The sequence below is a fragment of the Weissella fangxianensis genome (assembly GCF_024718545.1).
Lineage (GTDB): Bacteria > Bacillota > Bacilli > Lactobacillales > Lactobacillaceae > Weissella > Weissella fangxianensis.
On the sequence record NZ_JAMXDB010000028.1, the window covers coordinates 1 to 20526 of the forward strand.

19 protein-coding genes and 1 riboswitch are annotated in these 20526 nt (G+C 37.8%); of the genes, 3 read left to right on the forward strand and 16 right to left on the reverse strand.

Features of this window, described 5'->3' with window-relative positions; translation table 11 throughout:
- Positions 1-162 precede the first annotated feature (162 nt).
- Both NGR58_RS07460 and NGR58_RS07465 read right to left on the reverse strand, forming a co-directional pair.
- Positions 163-1128: a D-2-hydroxyacid dehydrogenase gene (locus NGR58_RS07460; protein ID WP_258088940.1), complete on the reverse strand. Its 966-nt coding sequence runs from the start codon at positions 1126-1128 to the stop codon at positions 163-165.
- A 103-nt stretch (positions 1129-1231) separates the two neighbouring features.
- Positions 1232-2311 (reverse strand): YdcF family protein, encoded by a 1080-nt coding sequence (locus NGR58_RS07465; protein WP_258088941.1) that lies wholly within the window; start codon positions 2309-2311, stop codon positions 1232-1234.
- A 164-nt stretch (positions 2312-2475) separates the two neighbouring features.
- Here NGR58_RS07465 and NGR58_RS07470 point away from each other — a divergent pair, with 164 nt between their 5' ends.
- Positions 2476-3126 (forward strand): DUF3862 domain-containing protein, encoded by a 651-nt coding sequence (locus NGR58_RS07470; protein WP_258088942.1) that lies wholly within the window; start codon positions 2476-2478, stop codon positions 3124-3126.
- A gap of 77 nt (positions 3127-3203) precedes the next feature.
- Here NGR58_RS07470 and NGR58_RS07475 read toward each other — a convergent pair whose 3' ends face one another.
- The 4 genes from NGR58_RS07475 to NGR58_RS07490 all read right to left on the reverse strand — a co-directional run bounded on the left by NGR58_RS07475 (position 3204) and on the right by NGR58_RS07490 (position 8402).
- Positions 3204-4148, reverse strand: coding sequence for a Dyp-type peroxidase (locus tag NGR58_RS07475; RefSeq protein ID WP_258088943.1), 945 nt, complete (start codon positions 4146-4148; stop codon positions 3204-3206).
- An 83-nt stretch (positions 4149-4231) separates the two neighbouring features.
- Complete coding sequence (locus NGR58_RS07480; RefSeq protein ID WP_258088944.1) at positions 4232-6451, reverse strand: alpha-galactosidase; 2220 nt, start codon at positions 6449-6451, stop codon at positions 4232-4234.
- A gap of 194 nt (positions 6452-6645) precedes the next feature.
- Positions 6646-6915 carry a helix-turn-helix domain-containing protein gene (locus NGR58_RS07485; protein WP_258088945.1) on the reverse strand — a complete coding sequence of 90 codons (270 nt, stop codon included), beginning with the start codon at positions 6913-6915 and terminating at the stop codon, positions 6646-6648.
- Between the two features lie 278 nt (positions 6916-7193).
- Entirely contained in the window at positions 7194-8402 is a 1209-nt protein-coding gene (locus tag NGR58_RS07490; protein WP_258088946.1) for an MFS transporter, read from the reverse strand.
- Between the two features lie 225 nt (positions 8403-8627).
- Between NGR58_RS07490 and lepA the strand changes: the two genes are divergently transcribed.
- Complete coding sequence (gene lepA / locus NGR58_RS07495; RefSeq protein ID WP_258088947.1) at positions 8628-10409, forward strand: translation elongation factor 4; 1782 nt, start codon at positions 8628-8630, stop codon at positions 10407-10409.
- 43 nt (positions 10410-10452) lie between these two features.
- Here lepA and NGR58_RS07500 read toward each other — a convergent pair whose 3' ends face one another.
- The 8 genes from NGR58_RS07500 to NGR58_RS07535 all read right to left on the reverse strand — a co-directional run bounded on the left by NGR58_RS07500 (position 10453) and on the right by NGR58_RS07535 (position 19089).
- Positions 10453-10953 (reverse strand): QueT transporter family protein, encoded by a 501-nt coding sequence (locus NGR58_RS07500; protein WP_258088948.1) that lies wholly within the window; start codon positions 10951-10953, stop codon positions 10453-10455.
- Positions 10954-10958: 5 nt separating this feature from the next.
- Positions 10959-11003: riboswitch (PreQ1 riboswitch) on the reverse strand.
- 44 nt (positions 11004-11047) lie between these two features.
- The gene (locus NGR58_RS07505) at positions 11048-11671 is read right to left on the reverse strand and encodes a pyridoxamine 5'-phosphate oxidase family protein (protein ID WP_258088949.1); all 624 of its coding nucleotides are present in this window, start codon (positions 11669-11671) and stop codon (positions 11048-11050) included.
- A 196-nt stretch (positions 11672-11867) separates the two neighbouring features.
- A complete protein-coding gene (locus NGR58_RS07510) occupies positions 11868-13199 on the reverse strand; it encodes a dihydrolipoyl dehydrogenase family protein (RefSeq protein WP_258088950.1) in 1332 nt (443 codons plus the stop codon).
- A 127-nt stretch (positions 13200-13326) separates the two neighbouring features.
- Complete coding sequence (locus NGR58_RS07515) at positions 13327-13899, reverse strand: TetR/AcrR family transcriptional regulator (protein WP_258088951.1); 573 nt, start codon at positions 13897-13899, stop codon at positions 13327-13329.
- Between the two features lie 88 nt (positions 13900-13987).
- On the reverse strand, positions 13988-15493 hold the full coding sequence (locus tag NGR58_RS07520; RefSeq protein ID WP_258088952.1) for a UDP-glucose--hexose-1-phosphate uridylyltransferase: 1506 nt from the start codon (positions 15491-15493) through the stop codon (positions 13988-13990).
- 18 nt (positions 15494-15511) lie between these two features.
- On the reverse strand, positions 15512-16678 hold the full coding sequence (locus NGR58_RS07525; RefSeq protein ID WP_258088953.1) for a galactokinase: 1167 nt from the start codon (positions 16676-16678) through the stop codon (positions 15512-15514).
- Positions 16679-16709: 31 nt separating this feature from the next.
- Positions 16710-18131 (reverse strand): glycoside-pentoside-hexuronide (GPH):cation symporter, encoded by a 1422-nt coding sequence (locus NGR58_RS07530; RefSeq protein WP_258088954.1) that lies wholly within the window; start codon positions 18129-18131, stop codon positions 16710-16712.
- A 142-nt stretch (positions 18132-18273) separates the two neighbouring features.
- Positions 18274-19089 (reverse strand): AraC family transcriptional regulator, encoded by an 816-nt coding sequence (locus NGR58_RS07535; RefSeq protein ID WP_258088955.1) that lies wholly within the window; start codon positions 19087-19089, stop codon positions 18274-18276.
- Between the two features lie 200 nt (positions 19090-19289).
- Between NGR58_RS07535 and NGR58_RS07540 the strand changes: the two genes are divergently transcribed.
- A complete protein-coding gene (locus tag NGR58_RS07540) occupies positions 19290-19946 on the forward strand; it encodes an NAD(P)H-binding protein (RefSeq protein ID WP_258088956.1) in 657 nt (218 codons plus the stop codon).
- Positions 19947-20008: 62 nt separating this feature from the next.
- Here NGR58_RS07540 and NGR58_RS07545 read toward each other — a convergent pair whose 3' ends face one another.
- Entirely contained in the window at positions 20009-20335 is a 327-nt protein-coding gene (locus NGR58_RS07545; RefSeq protein WP_258088957.1) for a transporter permease, read from the reverse strand.
- A 94-nt stretch (positions 20336-20429) separates the two neighbouring features.
- Complete coding sequence (locus tag NGR58_RS07550) at positions 20430-20522, reverse strand: IS3 family transposase (protein ID WP_407077141.1); 93 nt, start codon at positions 20520-20522, stop codon at positions 20430-20432.
- Positions 20523-20526 lie beyond the last annotated feature (4 nt).

Consider the following 20526-nt stretch of genomic DNA (forward strand, 5'->3'; position numbering starts at 1 on the left):
TAAACTTCATGAACTTATTAACACAAAAAACGACCATGAATCTGACATAATCTGTCAGATTCACAGTCGCTTTTCACAAACCTAATTAATCGATTTTACTGTTTTTCACGCTATTTGACACAGAGCCACTTTTTTGTATATCACTTTTCTCAATATTTTCAATTAATCATTAACTACGTTTTGTGGATTATGATCCAAGTAACTTTGAATATTTGCAACAACAATGTCTAACAGACGTTGTCTCGTTTCTAATGGTGCCCAGGCAATATGTGGTGTCAAATAACAGTGCTTTGCGGTTAACAAAGGACTATTATCATCAATTGGTTCTTGTGTTGCCACGTCTAATGCTGCATAAGCAATTTGATTATTATTTAAGGCAGCTGCTAAATCTGCATCGTTGATCAACTTACCACGAGCAGTATTGATTAAGATTGCTGTATCCTTCATCTTACCAAGCGTTTCCGCATTAATGAATTCTGACATTTCTGGTGTAAATGGAATGTGAAGGCTAATAATATCTGACTCAGCATACAAGGTTTCTAAATCTACCTGCTTGATGCTATCATCAAATACTTCACGTGGGCGATGGTTATAAAAAATCACTTGCATATTAAATGCCAAGGCCATCTTAGCAACGGCTTGCGCAATCTTTCCAAAGCCAACTAAACCAAGCGTTTTTCCTTTTAATTCCATTAATGGTGCATCCCAAAATGAAAAGCGACCCGCTTTGGCCCATTCACCTGCATGAACCAAATCATCATGTTGCTTAACACGACTCGTGACAGCTAGTAACAGCGCAAAAGTAAATTGGGCTACAGCATCAGTACCGTAAGTTGGTACATTCACGACGGCAACATCTTTTGTTTTCGCATAGTCCACATCAATATTGTCATAGCCTGTGGCCGTTTCAGCAATGACCTTCAAATCAGGTAGAGCATCCAGAATTGCTGACGTTACTGGTACCTTATTCACCAAAGCAACTTCTGCTCCTGCTAAACGTTTGATAATTTCATCTTGATCATCATATGGTGTTGCATCATAAACTTCAACGTCACCAAATTGATCTAAAATATGCCAATCTAAATCCCCTGGGTTTAAACTTAACCCATCTAACACAACAATTTTCATAATACCCCCCATTGGTTATAAATCTACATGCTCAGTATATCATACTGTATACATCAAACTGTTGGCAACGTACTAAAACAGTATACCAACTTACTTTTTAATTTTAGAAGAAAATACCATTTCCCACAATAAAACTAACAATTGAAATCAACAGAATAATTGATAAGCAAATAGCATGAAACACCTTATGATTAGCTAATAGCGCAATATACTCTCTAATAAAGGCGTTAGGAATAAAGAAACGACTAGTTTTTGCACCTAATCCGTCTATTTGTAACCCGACTAAGCGTGCATAACCCGCTGCTCTAAATGTATGATAATCACTTGTGGCAAATAGACCTTTAGCTAAGTTCAAACCATGCGCTTGTAATATTTTCTTTGAAAACAGCATATTTTCATAGGTCGTTTTTGACTGATCTTCAATTAAAACTTGGTTCGTTTGCGCCCCGTGATGATTAGCGTAGTCAGCCATGGCAACACCTTCAGGTAATTTCTCGTCACCACCTTGACCACCTGAAAAAATTAACCAAGGATAGTGTCCTGTTTTAGCGTATTGTTTATTAGCAAAATCTAAAGCAATTTGAATCCGAGAAGCCAACAATGGTGAAACTTCTTTACCATTAAGTAACCCTGCTCCTAATACAATAATATATTCTTGATTATATTTTGGCCGGTATAATCTAGTCAAAATAAACGATGTAATAAATGCCAAGAACCAAAAAACCAAATATAGAATAACTGGTTCAACCAATGTAACATATAAGCCAACTGCTTGATTACTGAGTAGTTTACTATCAACAGACCGTATAATTGGTAAAATGACAATGATTAAAATACCTAGGAATAAGGTGAGCATATTGCCTAATGTATGACTTTCACGACGCCATACTGTCCAAGCGTTCCATAATAATAGGACACCTAATAGCGAATATAAAATTGCTAATGGAATCAAAATAAGGATAACACCAACATAAAAAATTACTCTTAGCCCTTGGCTATCTATTAACTCAACCAAAAACATTAGCGTAATTCCCAGTAGTATTACCGAAAAATTTGCCAAAATCCCATTTAGTAATCGAAACTTATTTTGGCGCATGCTTAACACTAATGCGGTGATACAAGTCACAGTTAATATCAGCAATAGAATCAATGGTACACTAGCGACACCATTTATCGTAGACATTTTCGCCATACCTCCTATAATCATGTTTAACACATATGAAAATTATACAAAAAGACCGGCTAGAAGACTACCAAATCATGTAACAAATAAGGACACGTTACAGGGTATCACTTTTATGATATTCTTAATTAAGATTATTTCGAAAAAGAAAGATAAGTAAAATTATGAAAAAGAAAATCATTACAGTTGTTGCAGGAATACTTGCGATCATCCTGATCGTCGTTGTCTCAGAGCACACTCAAGATACGACTACTCATCATGATAACAATGTCAGTGCTAATAAGTGGACCAAAAAGTCCTTTGACCAATTAAAAATTGGTGATTTCAGTAAAAATGGCAAAGGCGGTGCAAGCTTTGAGAGCATTATCGCTAAATATGGTCGACCAGATAAAAAGTCAAAATCAAAGACTAATGGCTACACATTAACTGTCGTTTCTTGGAAGAACATTTCTGGCGATTATACTGGCGTTACGCTAACCTTCATCAGTCAAAAAGATACGACTAAAACTGCCAAATTAACTTCTAAGACCATCTTAGATTCGAAAACCATCAACCTGGCTAAAAAATGGACGATGTCTAATTACAACGCCATCACACTTGAAGATAAAAACAGCAATGAACATGATGGTGATTCATTAGCTAGCTTAACTAATAAATATGGTAAGCCTGCTTCGTTAACCATTGCCCGGATTAATGGTAAAGTCCAAACCAATGCTATTTGGCATAACACAAATGCTGGTGCTAATGGCACTGTGTCTGTTGACTTTTCAGAACAAAATACCGCAACTGATAAAAAACAAGAAAAATTACGCTAAATAAAATAGGTTTGAAACGTTCACCCATGCTGTAAGCATCTGGAGAATCAGTTTCAAACCTATTTTTAGTTTTTATATTAATTAAAGAAATGACCGTCTGCAATGTCCGCTAATGTATCTCTTGAAGGAATAAAGAATAACTGACCACTCAATAAGGTTGAGAATGTTAGTAGAAAATCTGACTTTTCTAACATTTGCTCTAACATCTGCTTTGTAACCTGCCAGTGGCGAGCATACCCAATGAAGTAAGTACCGGTATAATCCATGGCCGGATCAGAAAATGGGACATTCATACGAATAATTTTCTGTTCCTCACCATCAACTTCTAATTTAGACGCAACATTGTGCGCATTTTCCAATTTATCGTCATCATCTAATTCCATATCATCAAATTTATGACGCCCCACAGCCTTTTCTTGATGTTCAACAGACATCTTTTCCCAAAATGCCATATCATGCTGCCATTTTTGCGCAAATGCGTAAGATCCGTTTATAAAATCAGCATCCTCGTCACCGATAATTGCATATTCGGCAGCATCCTCAGGGGCTGGTGCTTCAGTGCCATCGATAAACCCGATAATTGCACGCCCTTCCAGGTAGCGAAAACCCTTAGTCTCATCGATAACTGTTGTAACTGGTGCCAATAGTTTCATAAATTGACGAACAATTTCATAGACGACGGCTTCTTCACTCGCACGAATATGCAAGAAAATGTCGCCATCACTAGCCGGCATACTATATTCTGCCCCAGTTAATGTTTGGTAGGTCTCTAGTTCCTGCGGCTTTTTCGCATTTGGGAACAGATAGCCCCATGCCTGATTGCTAAGCCCGATAGCAACCTGTAAACCCGCTTCTGGTTTGCGAATACGCATTGAACGGACGATAGCCTGTGACATATCAGCAAAATTTGCAACTTGCTCTTGTTCATCAGTCAAATCTTGGCGATTCAATGCCAAAACAATAAATGATACATTCTTACCTGGATCTTTCCAAACATCCTGCGCTAGGCTTGCATTAAACATTTTAGGACACCCTCCAAAAAAATATTTTTTAATACACCTTAATCATACAACAGATAGCTACTATTTACAATATTCCTTCCATGCTAATTTTCTAAATAATAAGACCTGACTTGAGAAGTAAAGTCTCCTGCTTGGGTTGGATCATCATAACGACCTATATTCATCAATTCATCACCTGAGAATTTGTCCCCCGTTGCTTGATCAACATAAATTCCCTCTGGTATTAATCCAACAAGTTTGGTAATGGTGAAATTCTGTTGTGACGAAGCCAAAAGTCTAAAATGATAAACCAAAACATCATGACCGTCTGGACTAATGAATTCCCATGCCGCTTCATTACTTTGGAATGGATCTTTCAAACGATAAAAATCACCAAATTGAATAAGATGACGGTGTGCCTTATAAAAAGCAACTTGTTCTTTCACTAACTGTTTTTCTGAGGCAGTCAATTGTTGCACATCAAGTTCATAACCAAACACACCAGAACTAGCAACATCCCCACGTGTTTGTAATGAAGTAGTTCGTTGCGTTTGCGGATTTGGCACTGCGGCGACATGTGCTGTCATGCTAGAAACCGGATAGCCAAATGTCGTCCCATATTGAATTTTAATCCGTTCAGCAGCATCAGTACTATCCGATGTCCAAGTTTGTGGGAAATAATAAAGCATCCCCGCATCAAAGCGACCACCACCACTTGAGCAACCCTCGAATAAAATATCTGGATAACGTTTTGTCAAACGATCTACTAAATCATAAACACCAAGTATATATCGGTGAGCAACTTCTCCTTGTTGTTCACTGTTCAAAACAGCTGAATAGACTTCAGTCATATGCCGGTTCATATCCCATTTAATATAATCAATTGGTACCCGATCAAGAATTGCAATCATTTGTTCGTAAATATTGTCAACAACTTCTGGCCGAGAAAAGTCCAACACATACTGATCTCTTGATAACGACATTGGCCGATTAGGAATACGAATCGCATAATCTGGATGCTGACGATATAAATCTGAATTTTCTGAAATCATCTCTGGTTCAAACCATAAGCCAAACGTCATGTTTTTCGCATGTACCTTTTCAGCTAAACCACGTAAACCACCACCGCTGGCTAACTTACTCGTATATTCATACCAATCACCTAATGAACGACGATCATCATCACGCTGACCAAACCAACCATCATCCAAAACAAACATTTCAATTCCTAATGGCGCGGCTTCATCTAAAATGGCTTCAATTTTTTTAGCACTAAAATCAAAATAGGTAGCTTCCCAGTTATTAATGACAATTGGTCGATCTTGATACTGATGATTACCACGAGCAACTCGTTCACGTAACAAATGATGATAAGTTTGTGACATGCCATTCAGACCATCATCTGAATAGACTAAGATTGCTTCTGGAGATTGAAAACTTTCATTTGGTGCTAATTGCCAGCTAAAGCCATCCTCATTGATTCCCGTCACGAGACGTACTTGATCAATATAGTCTTTTTCAAAAGTAAACTGATGATTTCCTGAATAAACTAGTTGAATCCCTACAGCCTCACCGGTTTGTTCCGTAGTATTAGAATCAACTGCGACAACAAATGGATTCATGTGGTGTGAACTGGCTCCACGACGACTACTAAACGTCGTAATTCCTTGGCGTAAAGGTGCCCGCTCAACCTGGCGTTCATGGAATTGTGAACCAGGAAATGAAATAACTTCCATTGTTTGTTTTGGAAAATCAAGTTGTAACGAAGCAACTTTTTCAATACTAAATGAGCATTCACTTTCATTGAAAACCTGAGTTGATCGTGTAATCACTGCTCGATCAGTATAAATCGTATAGTAAAGCATGACTGATGCATTTAACGTAGCATCTTTTAATTTAATAGCTAAGGTCTGGGCCTCTTCCGCTTGTTTGACATACGTTTGTGGCAACCCTGCTAGCTCTGGCTTGCCTGGGAAAATTTCATATGAATCATAACGAAAATCTGTTGCCGAAGCACCGTCTGCAGATTTAATGACGATTGCAGGACTTCTAAAATCTCCAGTTTGATTACCAGCAAATTCTTGCGGTAATACATCCTTTGAGTAAAGACGATCGACCTCCCCAGGACGACCTGCCAGATTAGGAGATAATCCTCGTTCATATCTTGGATAATGACGAGAGCCATGATATCCCGTTACCCGTTTTCCAAAATATAAATGACTTAAAATGTCGCCTTCTTCGATCGACATTAAATATGAAATTTTTTCATTTCTCAAATGGAACGTCCGTTGCGCTTTATCAAACGTGATGACTGCTTTTTCCATATAACCCTCCATAGCTGCGGTTCATCCTTCTTTTATCACTAAATTAATAAATAAACTTCTATTAACATTGTAACCGCTTACCTAAAAAGTAACAAATGATTAAAAAAGCCCACAACCTTCCTTTAAAACGGAAAGTCATGGACCTTGGATGTTATTAAGCTTTTAACACATCCTATCAATTATTCAGTAATTATTTAACGAGCTCTTGCTGAACGTAACCGACTATTTGTCACAATTTCAATTTGTCGTAACGTTGCTGCATCAACATGCAAACCACTCGCTATTTGACCAAATGTCCACGTTGGGTGGCGCTCACATAGATTATGAAAGTGGGCAATCAATTTGTCATTAACCTGTGGTTGCGTCGCTGTTTGCGATTCCCCAGCAATAACATTAGTGACATCTGTTTTCTCGAAACTATAATGTAAACGACTTGGTCCCATTGCTCCAGTTGCAAAATCCATTGTACTTTTCCTCCCAATTACCAGGTTAAAAATATCAACAACAACTCCTATGAAAAACATATTAACACTTTTATTAAACAAAATAAAGCCAACTTTAATTGTCTAACCATTAATTTTAATTCGTATTTTTATTTTTTTCAGTTAATTATTATGTAATATTTAAAATAAAGTTCGCTTATCATACATAAACGACGCCAAAATCAGCATGTATTAAACCATTCATTGGAACAATTTAAAAAAGATATCCTTTTCAAGGATATCTCTCATTAAGTAATTTTTTACTGATGAACTGTCTTTTTATTTGCATCTGTCTCTCTTGGAAACTTCAACATGAAAGTGATCAAGAACGAAACAGCTAAGAAAACGGCAACGATCATGTATGGATAACTTGGATGAAGATCCAATAATGCACCAGCGACTAATGGGCCAATTACATTACCAACACTAGTTAGTGACATATTCAATCCATTAATAACCCCTTGATTATGTGGGCTGATTTTAGTCAATATTGTCGTGATTGCGGGACGAATCAGGTCAAACGCTTCAAAGACCAACAAGGTTGCTAAAATAACACCAACCTTCGTCTGTGCGACTAGGATCCAAATCGTACCAATCAAAGAAAACAAGAAACAGTATTTAATAATATTCTTTTCGCCAAACTTAGATACCAACCAGTCGAACATCGCAACCTGTAAGAACAACGATAACCCACCATTCAAGGTCAAAACCAAAGCGATGTTATTCAAACTAAAATGATAAACTTGGTTAACGAATAGACTATAGATACTTTCAAACCCTTGCAGTCCAAACGACGAAACGAGTATCAAAACAAATAATATAACGCCCGACTTACCCAATATTTGCATCATACTGTCATGTTGTTCAAGATTGTCTGACACATCAACTTCATATTCAGCCATATTTTGTTGCTCAAGTTTTTTAGGTAACATGAAGTACATGGCAACCATACTGATTATGCTTAAAGTACCTGCAAACCAAAAAGGTACTTTATAATCAATATTGGCTAGTAAGCCGCCTAACCCGGGACCTAGGATCAGACCACCTGAAAAAGCAGCTGACAACCAACCTATTGCACGTGCACGATATTTTTTTGTTGTAATATCAGCAGCTAAGGCCATTTCAGTTGGTACAATCATTGCTGCTGAAATACCACCGATAATTCTCGAAACATCAAAAACCAATAACTGATTGGTAATTGCAAATAAATACTCTGAGATAGTAAACAAAAACAACCCCAATAGTATGATTGGTTTACGCCCTATTTGATCAGAAATCCGGCCAATAATTGGAGAAGCAATGAACTGCGCAAAAGCAAACAACGCATTCATGACCCCCATATCAAACCCAGACAAATTTAATTCATTCCTTAAAAAAGGCATGACAGGAATAACAATAGAAATCCCTAAACAAACTAAAAATTCACTAAAAATTAAAATAAACAGAGCCTTTTTAACTGTTTTTGACAATTTCCTTCCTCCTTAATGTTATAACCGCCAGTCCATTGAATTAATAATTCTCAACCATTAGCTAAAACTTTATTTTTATTTGAGACCAATTTTAATATGATAACAGAGAAAGATAGATAAAGTCCACTAAAAAATATTTCTATTTCATTTAACCTGCCAAATATCAAATCGTAACAGTTCATGAAAATGGTATAATATGAGCACTATAGATTTTAAGGAGCTAAAATGTCTACACGTCAAAAATTTATTCGTAATTTTGCCATTGTTGCCCATATTGATCACGGTAAATCAACCCTTGCTGACCGTATTATGGAAATGACTAGCACCATCTCAGAGCGAGAAGCTGAAGATCAACTACTTGATGATTTAAGTGTTGAAAAAGCACATGGTGTGACTGTCAAATCACGAACTGTCCGGAACTATTTCATTGATGATCACGGTGATGAATATCAATATAACTTGATTGATACCCCTGGCCACGTGGATTTCAACTATGAAGTATCACGTAGTTTATCAGCTACTGATGGTGTTCTATTACTGGTCGATGCGACAAAGGGTGTGCAAGCCCAAACCGTTGCTAACTATCGCCTTGCAAAAGAAGCTAACCTAGTTATCATCCCCATTGTCAACAAAATTGATACCGCTGCAGCTGAGGTTGAAGCAACCATTAATCAGCTGGGTGATTTGGATGATGCTTTTACGCCGGAAAATATCATTAAAATTTCTGCTAAAAGTGGTCTTAATGTTGAAGCAGTCCTAACAGCTATTCGTGACCGTATCCCTGCACCAGCCGGTGATGAAAAATCAGCTTTACAAGCCCTAGTTTTCGACTCAAAATTTGATCCTTATAAAGGTATCATTGTTCAGGCGCGACTTGTGCAAGGAACATTAAATAACAATGATCAAGTATTATTTATGGCCAACGACATTAAATCAGGCATTAAGGAAATGGGTGTATTCGCGCCACTAATGACACCTGTTAAACAACTAAGAGCTGGTGATGTCGGTTTTATCGTCACTGGTATCAAAGACCCTGAGGCTGTTAAAGTTGGTGATACGATTACCCTTGCTAAACAACCCGTTGCGGCCGCCTTACCTGGTTATCAAGATGTCGAACCAATGGTTTATGCCGGGCTCTATCCTCGTGGCAGTGAATTTAAAGATTTAAAAGTAGGCATTGAAAAACTTGCTTTAAACGATGCTGCTTTCCAATACGAACCCGAACAATCCGAAGCCCTTGGTATGGGATTTCGTGGTGGCTTCTTAGGTATCTTCCATTTACAAATTATTCGTGAACGTTTGAAAGAAGAATTTGGCTTAGATGTATTGACCACTATGCCTAATTCGACCTATCGCGTTACGGTTAAAAATGAAGACGAACCAATTTATGTTGAAAATCCAACCCAGTTCCCAGATTATGGACAAATTGTTTTAGTGGAAGAACCTTATATGTTAGCTAAAATGACCATGCCTAATGAGATGTTAAATGATGTCATGCGCTTGGCAGAAGGCCGACGTGGTGAATTGGTTGATTTGGAAACGATTGGTGCGATGCTCCTAGTTACTTATCGGATGCCGATTTCTGAAATTGCCTATGATTTCTTTAATGAGTTAAAGTCAGTTTCGCATGGTTTTGCCACTCTTTCAACAACGTTTGATCAATACCAACCATCAGATTTAGTTAGAATTGATGTTGCTATTGATTATGCCAAAATTGATGCACTCACTTTCGTTGTCCATCGATTAAAAGCCAACCGTATGGGGATTGAACTTGTCGACAAACTAAAAGATTTAATTCCTCGTAAATTACAAGCAATGCCAGTACAGGCTATTGTTGAAGGACGTGCAATTGCTCGCGCTGATGTGCCACCTTTGCGTAAAGCTCAAGCTTCAGGTACGAAAGTCTCAAAGAAGCAACAACAGATGCGTCGACAAGGTGTGAAAAAGAGTGATATCGAATTACCACAAGCCGTCTTTGATGCCGTCTTACAAATGAATAGTAATTAAAAAACGAAACCCGTTCATTTTGGTGAGCGGGTTTCGTTTTTAATTATTTTTCTAAGTCAATCGTTCGACTAATGATATAAACAATAATTGCTCCGATAACTAAAGCACCAAATTCACCCAATGCGGTCCAAGCATATGTTGCCCAGAATGGTGTCTTAGCAATATAGTATAGTTCAGCAGCAATGACCCACATCATCAAAGTGTCAACCACAGTACTAATGGCCAGACGTGCCACAATACTTTTTACATGCTTAGCCAAATAGTAAGAAATTGATAACATCAACAACGTCTGCAAAGTACCAACAATCATGTCAACAATCCCATATGGCGACCAAATATTAGCAATAAACACGCCCAGCGTGATAGCTACAATATAGCGCTTATTGAATACCACTAAATGATTAAAGGCTTCTGAAAAGCGTAATTGAACTGGTCCATATGAAGCAAATGGTAGCGCCACGGTTGCCACGACATAGAGCGCAGCAATAACAGCTGTTATTGTCATATTTCTTGTTGAACTAATTTGATGAGTTTTTTGTGCCATATTTTCTACTCCTAGTTTTTTTGAGTGGGATGGTTACGAACCACTGTTATTTAACATAGCACTATCAAATAATAATTGCAACTACCCGTATAGGTTAGAAAGATACCGCAATTGGTTGGTCGCGGAACGATTCAATCAAAGCCGAATCAAGCGTTAATTGAATAATGACATGGTTGTTAAAATTATCACCTAACGCTTTAATCTCTGGGTGTTTTTGCAACGTTGCTTGGACTTGATCGGCAGCAACGATAGATGCGGCGACATGCTTTGAACTAAACCGTGATCCTGTCTTTTCATCATACCAAGTAGTGACCGCAGCCACACCATTATGGGCAATATTGGCTGTACGTTCTGTATCCGAGCCTGTAACGATAAAGAAAACATTGTCATCACTTGCTGATTGCTTAAAGGTGACAATACTTGCCGTTAAGTTCCCCGCTTCTGACTTTGTCGCAAGAACAAAAACATTTTCTACTTTAGCTAATGTATTGTTAAACACATCATCACTATTACTGTCAGTACGGCTGCTAAACTTCTTGCGTTGTTTTAAGATGGTCAACGTTGTTAATGGGATAATTAAAACAATATAACCGATAATGGTTATCAAAATACCCTGCAGCCAAAAACCGCTCACGTTAAATAAACTAACGATGCCTAATGATATAAAAATTGTGATAAAAAATATAATAAATAACTGTATAAATCTTTTGGGATACATATTGTTTTCTCCTTCACAAGTGATTTTATCACAAAACACTTATTCTACTCAAAACATATTATAGTAACACTATATACAATTCAATAATTAATCATATTCATCAGTACCAAACACACAACAACATAAAAAAATAAGACAATCCAGAAAAATTAATTTTCAGGCATCGTCTTATTTTAATTAATAATCAAATTTATGTTTACAATTGACCCCATGCTTGTGAAGCAATTGATGGGAACAAGTAAACCATGCGTTCTAGCTCAGCTGGACCAAACTTAAACTCCATAGCTGGTAACAAAGCATCGATGACATCTTCTGCCTTGTTAGAAACTTCTGTTGCCCCGACTAGCTTGTGGTCAGCATCAAAAATTAATGTATTATGACCAATTTGCTCTTTGTCAACTTGACGATACCAGTCCCCTGACAAGTCATTTTCAACGATTGTGTACTTGTCTGGGTCCGCTTGGGCTTCAGCAACAGTCACACCAGCTTTAGCAATACGAGGTGAAGTGAACACAACTGATGGAATAACCGGATATTGGATAGCATCAGTTGTTTCACCAGCAAATGTGTGCATCAAATAAGTTGATTCAAAAATTGCTGTTGGTGTCAACTTTGGTTGCTCTTTATCAATGACATCACCAGAAGCGTAAATATTTGATACTGAAGTACGTAGATGATCATCTACCTCAATACCCTTTTCATTAAACTTGATACCAAGTTCTTCAAGGCCTAGGTTTTCAACGTTTGGAATTCGACCAGTAGCGTCCAATACCCAATCAGTATCAATATTCAAATCACTACCACGAACAACCAAGCCATTTGCACCTTCAACGATTGCTTCTACTTCAATCTCACGGACAAACTTAACGCCCTTTGACTCTAAGTCAGAGATAACTGTTTCAACGTATGGTTGGTGGTAAGCACGCAAGGCCTTATCACCATGCAAAACAACCGTTACTTCTGATCCAGCTGCTTGGGCCATTGTTGCAAATTCCATTGCAATATAACCAGCACCAATAATCGTTACTCGCTTAGGCATTTCACTCAAGTTCATAAATTCTTCTGAATCATGAGCTAGGTCATCACCAGGAATATCCAAACGATTTGGACGTAGACCTGTTGATAAGACAATGTTTTCAGCCGTCTTCTCCTCACCGTTTACTTTAACGGTATGGTTATCAACAAGTGTACCACGACCAAATAGGATATCAATATCTGAAGAATCCAACAACCCTTGGATGAAATCTGGCAAACCAGCGATAATTTCGTGCTTATGTGCTTGGTTTTCAGACCAATTAATTTTAATATCACCATCAACAATACCATGGACTTCTTCTAAGTGCCGCTTCAAAGCGACTGGTGAATCCAAAGCAATTTTGGCATTACATCCACGATTTGGGCAAGTTCCTCCAATAAGATCTTGCTCGACAACAGCTACTTTCTTACCTTTAGCTGCTAATGGTGCAGCACCATCAAACGTCCCATGACCACTACCGATATACAATACATCATAATCATATGCTGTCATTCTGTTTCTTCCTCCCTTGGAATTTTACTAAAAGTTCTCAATCAGCTGATATCTCTTAAATCAACCGTTACACCCAGTATATAAGAAAAGTATCAGACGTGCATTTATTTTAGCTTAAATTTTTGCATTACTTAAAAATTGCGCCAGTTGCCATCACAATAAATTCTTCAACCTCAGCATCAGAAACTGTCAACCCATTTTGGATACGTGATTGTAATAACCACTGCATCGGCTGAATCGTTTGCGCAACAATTAAATCAACACTACCCGTCACTAATAAACGTTGTCGATAGGCCTGCGTAATAACGACTAGTAACTCATTATTTAATAATGAACCACTATTCTGTAACTCTGCTGGCAAAAATTGTGGATTTGCTAGCATTGCTGCTAGAAATTCAACCTCCTTCACATTGTTTTTAAAGCGTGCCGCATACTGTCTGAGGATATCCGCAAATTGTTCCTTAATTGGTAAATCTGCCGCTGGCATTGTCATATTGTTGATTAGCAAATTTTGTACCTGCTGGAATAATTTCCCCAACAAATCTGCTTTATTATCATAATAAACATACGCCGTCGCAACTGAGACACCAGCTCGCTTAGCCATTTTATTAATACTTAAATTGATAATTCCCTGTTCTGCAACTAAATCAATCGCTGCCTCGGATAAAGCTGATATTTTATTTTCATCTCGTTGTCTCATGATTCTATTTTAGCCTGTTTAATCAAAAAAAATAAGAGTGAACCTTTAAATTAAGGCCACTCTTATAATTTTATTTTAGAAATACCAATTATTTAATACTTGCTAAATATTTAATAAAGCGATTCAAACCGGCTTGTCCCTCAGCATCACCCTTATAGACACCAGCATCTTCAAGCACGCGAACAAATACTTTACCAACTTCTTCTTGAACAATCTCTGTTACCGTAGCTGGACTGACTTGTCGACTTTGCTTAATTTGCTGTGCCCAATCACGATGACCTTCGGCAATTTCATCAAGTGATGCACGATCAATCAAGAATTCTTCAACCTTCTGCAATTCCTTTAATAAGCGTGCTGGCAAAATAGCCAAGCCCATCACTTCAATCAAACCGATATTTTCTTGCTTGATGTGTTGGACATCGGCATGGGGATGGAAAATTCCCATTGGATACTCTGCTGAAGTCCCATTGTCACGAAGAACTAAGTACAACTCGTACCTACCATCTTTAAACTGCGCAATGGGTGTGACCGTATGTTGACGATCGCCTTCATCACTAGTTGCAGAAATCATTAATTTTTCATCAGAATACTTTTCCCAAGCCCGACGAATAAATTCACCAGCTGCCACAACATCAGCCGCATCAGTTGCAGATACTCGGAAAGCCGTCATTGGCCAATTCAATACATCAACTGAAACATTTTCATATTCAGGCAAAGCAACATGTTGCTTGACTTCTGCTTTCATCATTGGAAATGCATGACGACCTGCTTGATAATGTTCTTGCGATAAAATTGATCCACCGACAATTGGCAAATCCGCATTTGAACCCACCATATACATTGGATACCGAGTAACAATTTGCATTAGACGTGTAAATGTTCGCAGCCCCATCTGCATTGGTTGTCGTTTAAAGTTAACGAAAATGGCGTGTTCTTCAAAATATGCATATGGAGAATAGTGCCAACCCCAAGTTTCATTACTGAAATTCTCACGAATAAAACGGTGTGTCAAACGTGGCGCTGCCGTCACTGTACCAAGATAACCCTCATTAGTATAATCCAATGCAGTTGGCGGATACGTCGCTTTCGGCGCACTAGCAGCGGCCTTAATTTCAGCAGTTGTCTTTTCTGGCTTTGATAAATTGATTGTAATCTCAATGTCACCATACTTTGAGTTATGGGTAAAAGCAATATTACGAGCAATGTCTTTCACCTTAACATTTTCAACTGATTCGCTAACAAAATAATAATATTTAACAGCTTGTTCAGGATCAACCTTATACAAGCGCTCAAATTCAGTTGCCAAAACATCTGGTGTCGGTGTCACAATGTTTAGCAATTCCGTACGATTAATGGCTGCTTGCCAGCCCATATCAAACTTAACATCTTGGATTGCAAGCAATTGATCAGCTAACTCACTTAAATTAGTATCCGTATTACCCGTTAGACCCTGCGTAATAGTCGTAACACCCAACTTGGCTAGCACCAAATTTGTTCGATAAACCGTCTCAGCTTCTGAATAAGCATGCATGGCAACTCCCCATGCAACGAAATTCATTACGGCTTGACTTTGTTCTTCATTCAATGACTTCATTTTTAAAACTTCGGCCTCCTACAAGGCATGCGTACCGTCAACAATATCAGCTACAAAGAATGATGCTTGATAACCAATCTTTTCGTCGTAAACTTTACCAACGGCTGCAGCAAAATTATCAGCTTCAGACTTGGCAACTAAGGCAATCGCACTACCACCAAAGCCAGCGCCAGTCATACGAGCACCTAGGACACCTGGCTGTGCCATAGCAGCTGAAACCAATGTATCTAATTCAACACCAGTCACTTCATAATCATCACGCAATGAATTATGTGATTCCGTCAATAATTCACCAAAGCGCTTCATATCGTGATCTGACAAAGCCTTTTTAGCCAAAACTGTTCGTTCATTTTCAGCAACTGCATGACGAGCACGACGTTGATTTACTGAACTACTAATGTGATCAACGATTTTTTCAAATTCATCAGTTGTTAAGTCTCCCAATGATTTGATATCAGTTACTGTTTGTAATTCTTCAAGCGCCTTTTGTGTTTCGGCACGACGTTCGTTGTACTTTGAATCAACCAATTCACGCTTTTTATTCGTTGTCATGATCACTAGGTCATAGTCACCAAAATCAGCTGGTACCATTTCATAATCCATTGTATTTGTATCTAAGAAAATAGCTTGCTTTTCTTGACCAAAGGCAACTGCAAATTGATCCATAATTCCTGTTTGCAAACCAAGATAATCATTTTCTACAGCTTGACCAAGCTTTACTAATGATAAGGTATCCATACCGTAATCAAATAGATCATTCAACATGACACCAATCAACAATTCTAATGATGCTGATGAAGATAAACCTGATGCAGTTGGCATATCACCAACAATAGCCAAGTTAAATCCACGTGGTACTTCATGGCCTAATTTGCCCATTTCACTAATAACACCACGTACATATTTTACCCAGCTATCATATTGGCGAAGTTCCAAATCATCTGTTTTGAAAGTAACCATCCCAGCATCTTTAAAGTTTGCTGAAAATGCATGGATTTCATCATCATCACGTAATGACACTGCAGCGTATGTTCCAACACTAATTGCAGCTGGGAACACATGGCCACCATTGTAATCAGTGTGCTCACCAATCAAATTAACACGTCCTGGTGAAAAGAAAAAGTGCTCTGCAGCATGTCCAAAACGACGTTGGAATGATTCACCTAATTCTTTTGTAAGAGTCATAATTAAATACCTTTAAAATTCCTTTTTTAAATTATTTCTTTTCTGCTTCTTCCTCACGCAAACGTTCCTCAAGTTGACGAACAATCTCAGCGTGCTTCTTTTCAGTTAGTGTTACCTTAAACCAGTAAATAAGAACTGAAATAACAATCAAAGCAATTGGGATGTAGAACATGAACAAGTTAAATGACTGCATACCAGCATCAGTAATATCCTCAGGTTTTGCTGAACCAGTCATACCAGCAGCAACAGCAGCGACACCAACGATACCATTAGCGAAAGCACCAGCTAACTTATCAATCAATGGACGCAATGACAATGTCACTGATTCATTACGAATACCCAACTTCCACTGTCCATACTCAACAGAATCAGTAATTGTCATCAAAACAACCAAGAACAAGATTGGATATGGTGAGAAGAACAACGTAATTGCTGTTAATACTAATGGTAAGCTATTTGCTGAGAATAGGAACAGTGCATAACCAATCAGCATGATAATTGCACCTGTCGTAAAGATCGTACGACGTGAGAAAAACTTTGACAATGTTGGGAAAATTGAAACTGCGACAATTCCTTCAATGGCGGTAAAGATTCCAACTAAGTAGAACTTATCTCCGGCCCCCATGACATACTTGAAGTAGTACAACAACATTGAATTTGTAGAAACATAAGCTAGCGCAAACAAGAAGTATGACAATGCTTGCCACATTAATTGGTCATTCTTGGCAACGGCTGTAAAGATAGCCTTAATGCCAGCTTTTTCAGTATTCTGACGAACAATGTTGTCTTCTTCTTTCGTTCCAAATACAGTTAGCAAAACACCACCGTATGCAACTACCGCAATAACAATGGCAAACCAGAGCCAACCAGTCTTTGTTTCAGCATGTGATCCAAGAAAGATTAATGAGAAGAATGTTACCAATGGGATAACAACAATTTGAACACCTTGTTGACCTAAGGTTGATCCGAAACGCGCAATTGTTCCAAATTTCTCACGCTTTTTACTATCCAAAGACAAAGCAGGTAACATTGACCAGAAAGCCACATCCTTGAATGAATAGAAACCATCCAGTGTAATAAATACAATTCCAAACAAGATAATGTATAGCACTGGGTGGCTAACATTTAAACCACCAAAGTCAGTAAAAATGACAACCAACAGTACTGAACTAATTAATCCAGCGACCACCAGCCATGGCTTGAACTTTCCCCAACGAGTTCGAGTATTATCAACCACACCACCAATAACTGGGTCGAAGATAATTTCGACAACACGCAAGGCAACAATCAGACCAGTTACCCAACCAATCATTTTGTCATTAAACCCTGCATCCGAGGTGTTGAACAACTGACTTGTCACGAACATCATAAAGTATGTACTTAATGTTGCATAAAATGCATCGTGACCAAACGCTCCTGCCGCGTACGACAAGTACTGTTTTACCATTTTCATAATATAATTCCTCCAAAGCACGTCTGTGCATATCTACAATATTAATGATAAAGCGCTTTCAAACGCATATTTGCTTATTTTAAACCAAAAAAAAGGACAAATTGAAACTATGCTCAAGTCATATCAAGCTGTTCTTTGGCATTTATGTTTGCCATTTTCTAAAATTTAAGGGAGTAACTCCTGTTTCACGTTTAAAAATACGGCTAAAGTACGCCGCATCACGAAAGCCACTTTCATTGGCAACTGCAACCACTCGCAAATGTTTCTGCGAAACTAATAGTTTTTTAGCATGACTTATCCTAACTTGAAGCAAGTATTCTTGCGGACTTAAATGCATAATTTTTTGAAACAAACGATCTAAATACTGTGGCGTCATATTTAAATGCTTAGCAACCGATGTAATCGTTAAATTGGTTGCAAAATTTTCTGACATATATTTCATAGCCGGCTTAACATAGCGAATAAAATCAGGGTGGTTAACATTGACATGATAAGATTCTTCACGTCCAAGCGATAATAATAGGTAATACGATAGTGCTGATACCCATTCGTGATCTACAGGATTTGATTCTAAAGTCGCAATAATCTGTTCTACTTGATCAACAAACTCAACCCCTCTTTCAGGAGGAATATAAACATAATCATGATTCATCATTTGCAGATTGAAATCATCAGCAAATTTCCCCTGGAATGTCACAAATATAACTTCCCATTTATCATTAACATTAGCTGATTCGTACCGATGAGGAACACCTGGTGATACTAGTACACCCGCCTTTTCTGGCAAAACTAGATGCTTTTCACCAATCCAAAAGTTGCCAACTCCTTTTTCCGTTTGCAACCAATGAAAATGCGGAAATCCTTGATATCTAATGATTTGGTCCTGGGGCCATTCAGCGCCTATATGTTCAACCGTGACCGGAAAATCATTAGCATCTAAATTAAAATATGCACGCATATATTTTCCTCACTTTATTCTTAATCTTGTCATTATCTTTATGTCTAAGTTATTCATTTTTATACTTGTACCATAAAATGTCTACCCACTATTTTAGCTTATTACGAGATTTTTTCATAACCATTATGGGTATAATTTGCTTTTTCGGTTTTTTACTTATAAAATGTAATTAAATATAATTATCAAACAGGAGGTTTTTTATGACTAAAGTTGGTATTATTGGCGCGACCGGAATGGCAGGCTCAGCCACATTCAAGGCAGCGCAAGAAGCAGGCCTTGATGTCACTGCAATTGTCCGTAATGCAGATAAAGCAAAGCAAAATCTCGGTGCAAATATTCAATTGATTGACTCTGATGCGTTCAATTTAACTAAATCTGATTTAGAACAATTTGACGTCGTCGTTGATGCTTTTGCTACGGCACCAGAAAAGGCTTATCTACATACAGACCTGGCAACACATTTGGTTGCTACACTTCGTGAAACAGAATCACCACGTCTAATCTTTATCTTAGGTGCTGGTAGTACTTTTGTTGGCACAGGTAAGCAACGTCATTTTGCTTATGAAGATATCAAAGCTGACCCAGACAATGCTGCTTGGCAAAGTATTCCCGAAAACCAACTTTACGAATTTAATTTTATAAAGGACGTTAAAAATGTTAGTTGGACGGGAGTTTCTCCTGGTCAATTATTTGTGCCTGGTGAATTAGCTAATAAAGTGCTTTATGGTAAAGATGATATGTTGTTTGATGAACAAGGTCGTTCACAAACAACTAGCGACACAATGGCTAAGGCCATTGTTGACGAAATCATCACACCTGCTCACAAGCAAGAACGTTTTATCGTAACAAACGGTTAACAACAAATAAAAGACATCAACTAACCATCTGAACATGGTTGGTTGATGTCTTTTTTGTGCAATCAAGCAATCTTTAAGATAACGAATCCTAACGCGATAAAAATTACCAACAATAATAAGTTAATGACCATTAGTTTAAACGGAAAACTATAATTAACTTCTCCAATTTGTCGCTGGTATTGTCGCCAAGCTAATAAATTGGCCAATGAGGCAACGATCGTTCCCAATCCCCCAATAGAAACACCTAAATACACAGCATTCACTCGACCAGTAAAAGCACTTAATAAGACAGCTGCTGGCACATTACTAATAAATTGACTAAGAACAATTCCTGAAATAAATGGGCCATTATTTGTTGTCGTCAATCTTTCAAATAGGGATACTACCATCGGTATGCGACTCAATACACCAACTATTAAAAATAGTTCAACAAACAGAATAATAATGCCATAGTGAACTGAACCCCAAAAATTGGAGAGAAGTTTAAGCAACTAGCTGGTCGGAAAGATTTCGGTATTGAACCGGAGTTTTTCCGGCCAGTTTTGTTTTAATCCGTTTATTATTGTAGTAATAGATATAA

What these genes read in the sequence shown, in the direction of transcription:
- NGR58_RS07460 (WP_258088940.1), bottom strand. Translation starts at nt 1,128, where the DNA reads ATGAAAATTGTTGTGTTAGATGGGTTAAGTTTAAACCCAGGGGATTTA.
- NGR58_RS07465 (WP_258088941.1), bottom strand. Translation starts at nt 2,311, where the DNA reads ATGTCTACGATAAATGGTGTCGCTAGTGTACCATTGATTCTATTGCTG.
- NGR58_RS07470 (WP_258088942.1), top strand. Translation starts at nt 2,476, where the DNA reads ATGAAAAAGAAAATCATTACAGTTGTTGCAGGAATACTTGCGATCATC.
- NGR58_RS07475 (WP_258088943.1), bottom strand. Translation starts at nt 4,148, where the DNA reads ATGTTTAATGCAAGCCTAGCGCAGGATGTTTGGAAAGATCCAGGTAAG.
- NGR58_RS07480 (WP_258088944.1), bottom strand. Translation starts at nt 6,451, where the DNA reads ATGGAAAAAGCAGTCATCACGTTTGATAAAGCGCAACGGACGTTCCAT.
- NGR58_RS07485 (WP_258088945.1), bottom strand. Translation starts at nt 6,915, where the DNA reads ATGGATTTTGCAACTGGAGCAATGGGACCAAGTCGTTTACATTATAGT.
- lepA (WP_258088947.1), top strand. Translation starts at nt 8,628, where the DNA reads ATGTCTACACGTCAAAAATTTATTCGTAATTTTGCCATTGTTGCCCAT.
- NGR58_RS07500 (WP_258088948.1), bottom strand. Translation starts at nt 10,953, where the DNA reads ATGGCACAAAAAACTCATCAAATTAGTTCAACAAGAAATATGACAATA.
- NGR58_RS07505 (WP_258088949.1), bottom strand. Translation starts at nt 11,671, where the DNA reads ATGTATCCCAAAAGATTTATACAGTTATTTATTATATTTTTTATCACA.
- NGR58_RS07510 (WP_258088950.1), bottom strand. Translation starts at nt 13,199, where the DNA reads ATGACAGCATATGATTATGATGTATTGTATATCGGTAGTGGTCATGGG.
- NGR58_RS07515 (WP_258088951.1), bottom strand. Translation starts at nt 13,899, where the DNA reads ATGAGACAACGAGATGAAAATAAAATATCAGCTTTATCCGAGGCAGCG.
- NGR58_RS07520 (WP_258088952.1), bottom strand. Translation starts at nt 15,493, where the DNA reads ATGAAGTCATTGAATGAAGAACAAAGTCAAGCCGTAATGAATTTCGTT.
- NGR58_RS07525 (WP_258088953.1), bottom strand. Translation starts at nt 16,678, where the DNA reads ATGACTCTTACAAAAGAATTAGGTGAATCATTCCAACGTCGTTTTGGA.
- NGR58_RS07530 (WP_258088954.1), bottom strand. Translation starts at nt 18,131, where the DNA reads ATGAAAATGGTAAAACAGTACTTGTCGTACGCGGCAGGAGCGTTTGGT.
- NGR58_RS07535 (WP_258088955.1), bottom strand. Translation starts at nt 19,089, where the DNA reads ATGCGTGCATATTTTAATTTAGATGCTAATGATTTTCCGGTCACGGTT.
- NGR58_RS07540 (WP_258088956.1), top strand. Translation starts at nt 19,290, where the DNA reads ATGACTAAAGTTGGTATTATTGGCGCGACCGGAATGGCAGGCTCAGCC.
- NGR58_RS07545 (WP_258088957.1), bottom strand. Translation starts at nt 20,335, where the DNA reads ATGGTAGTATCCCTATTTGAAAGATTGACGACAACAAATAATGGCCCA.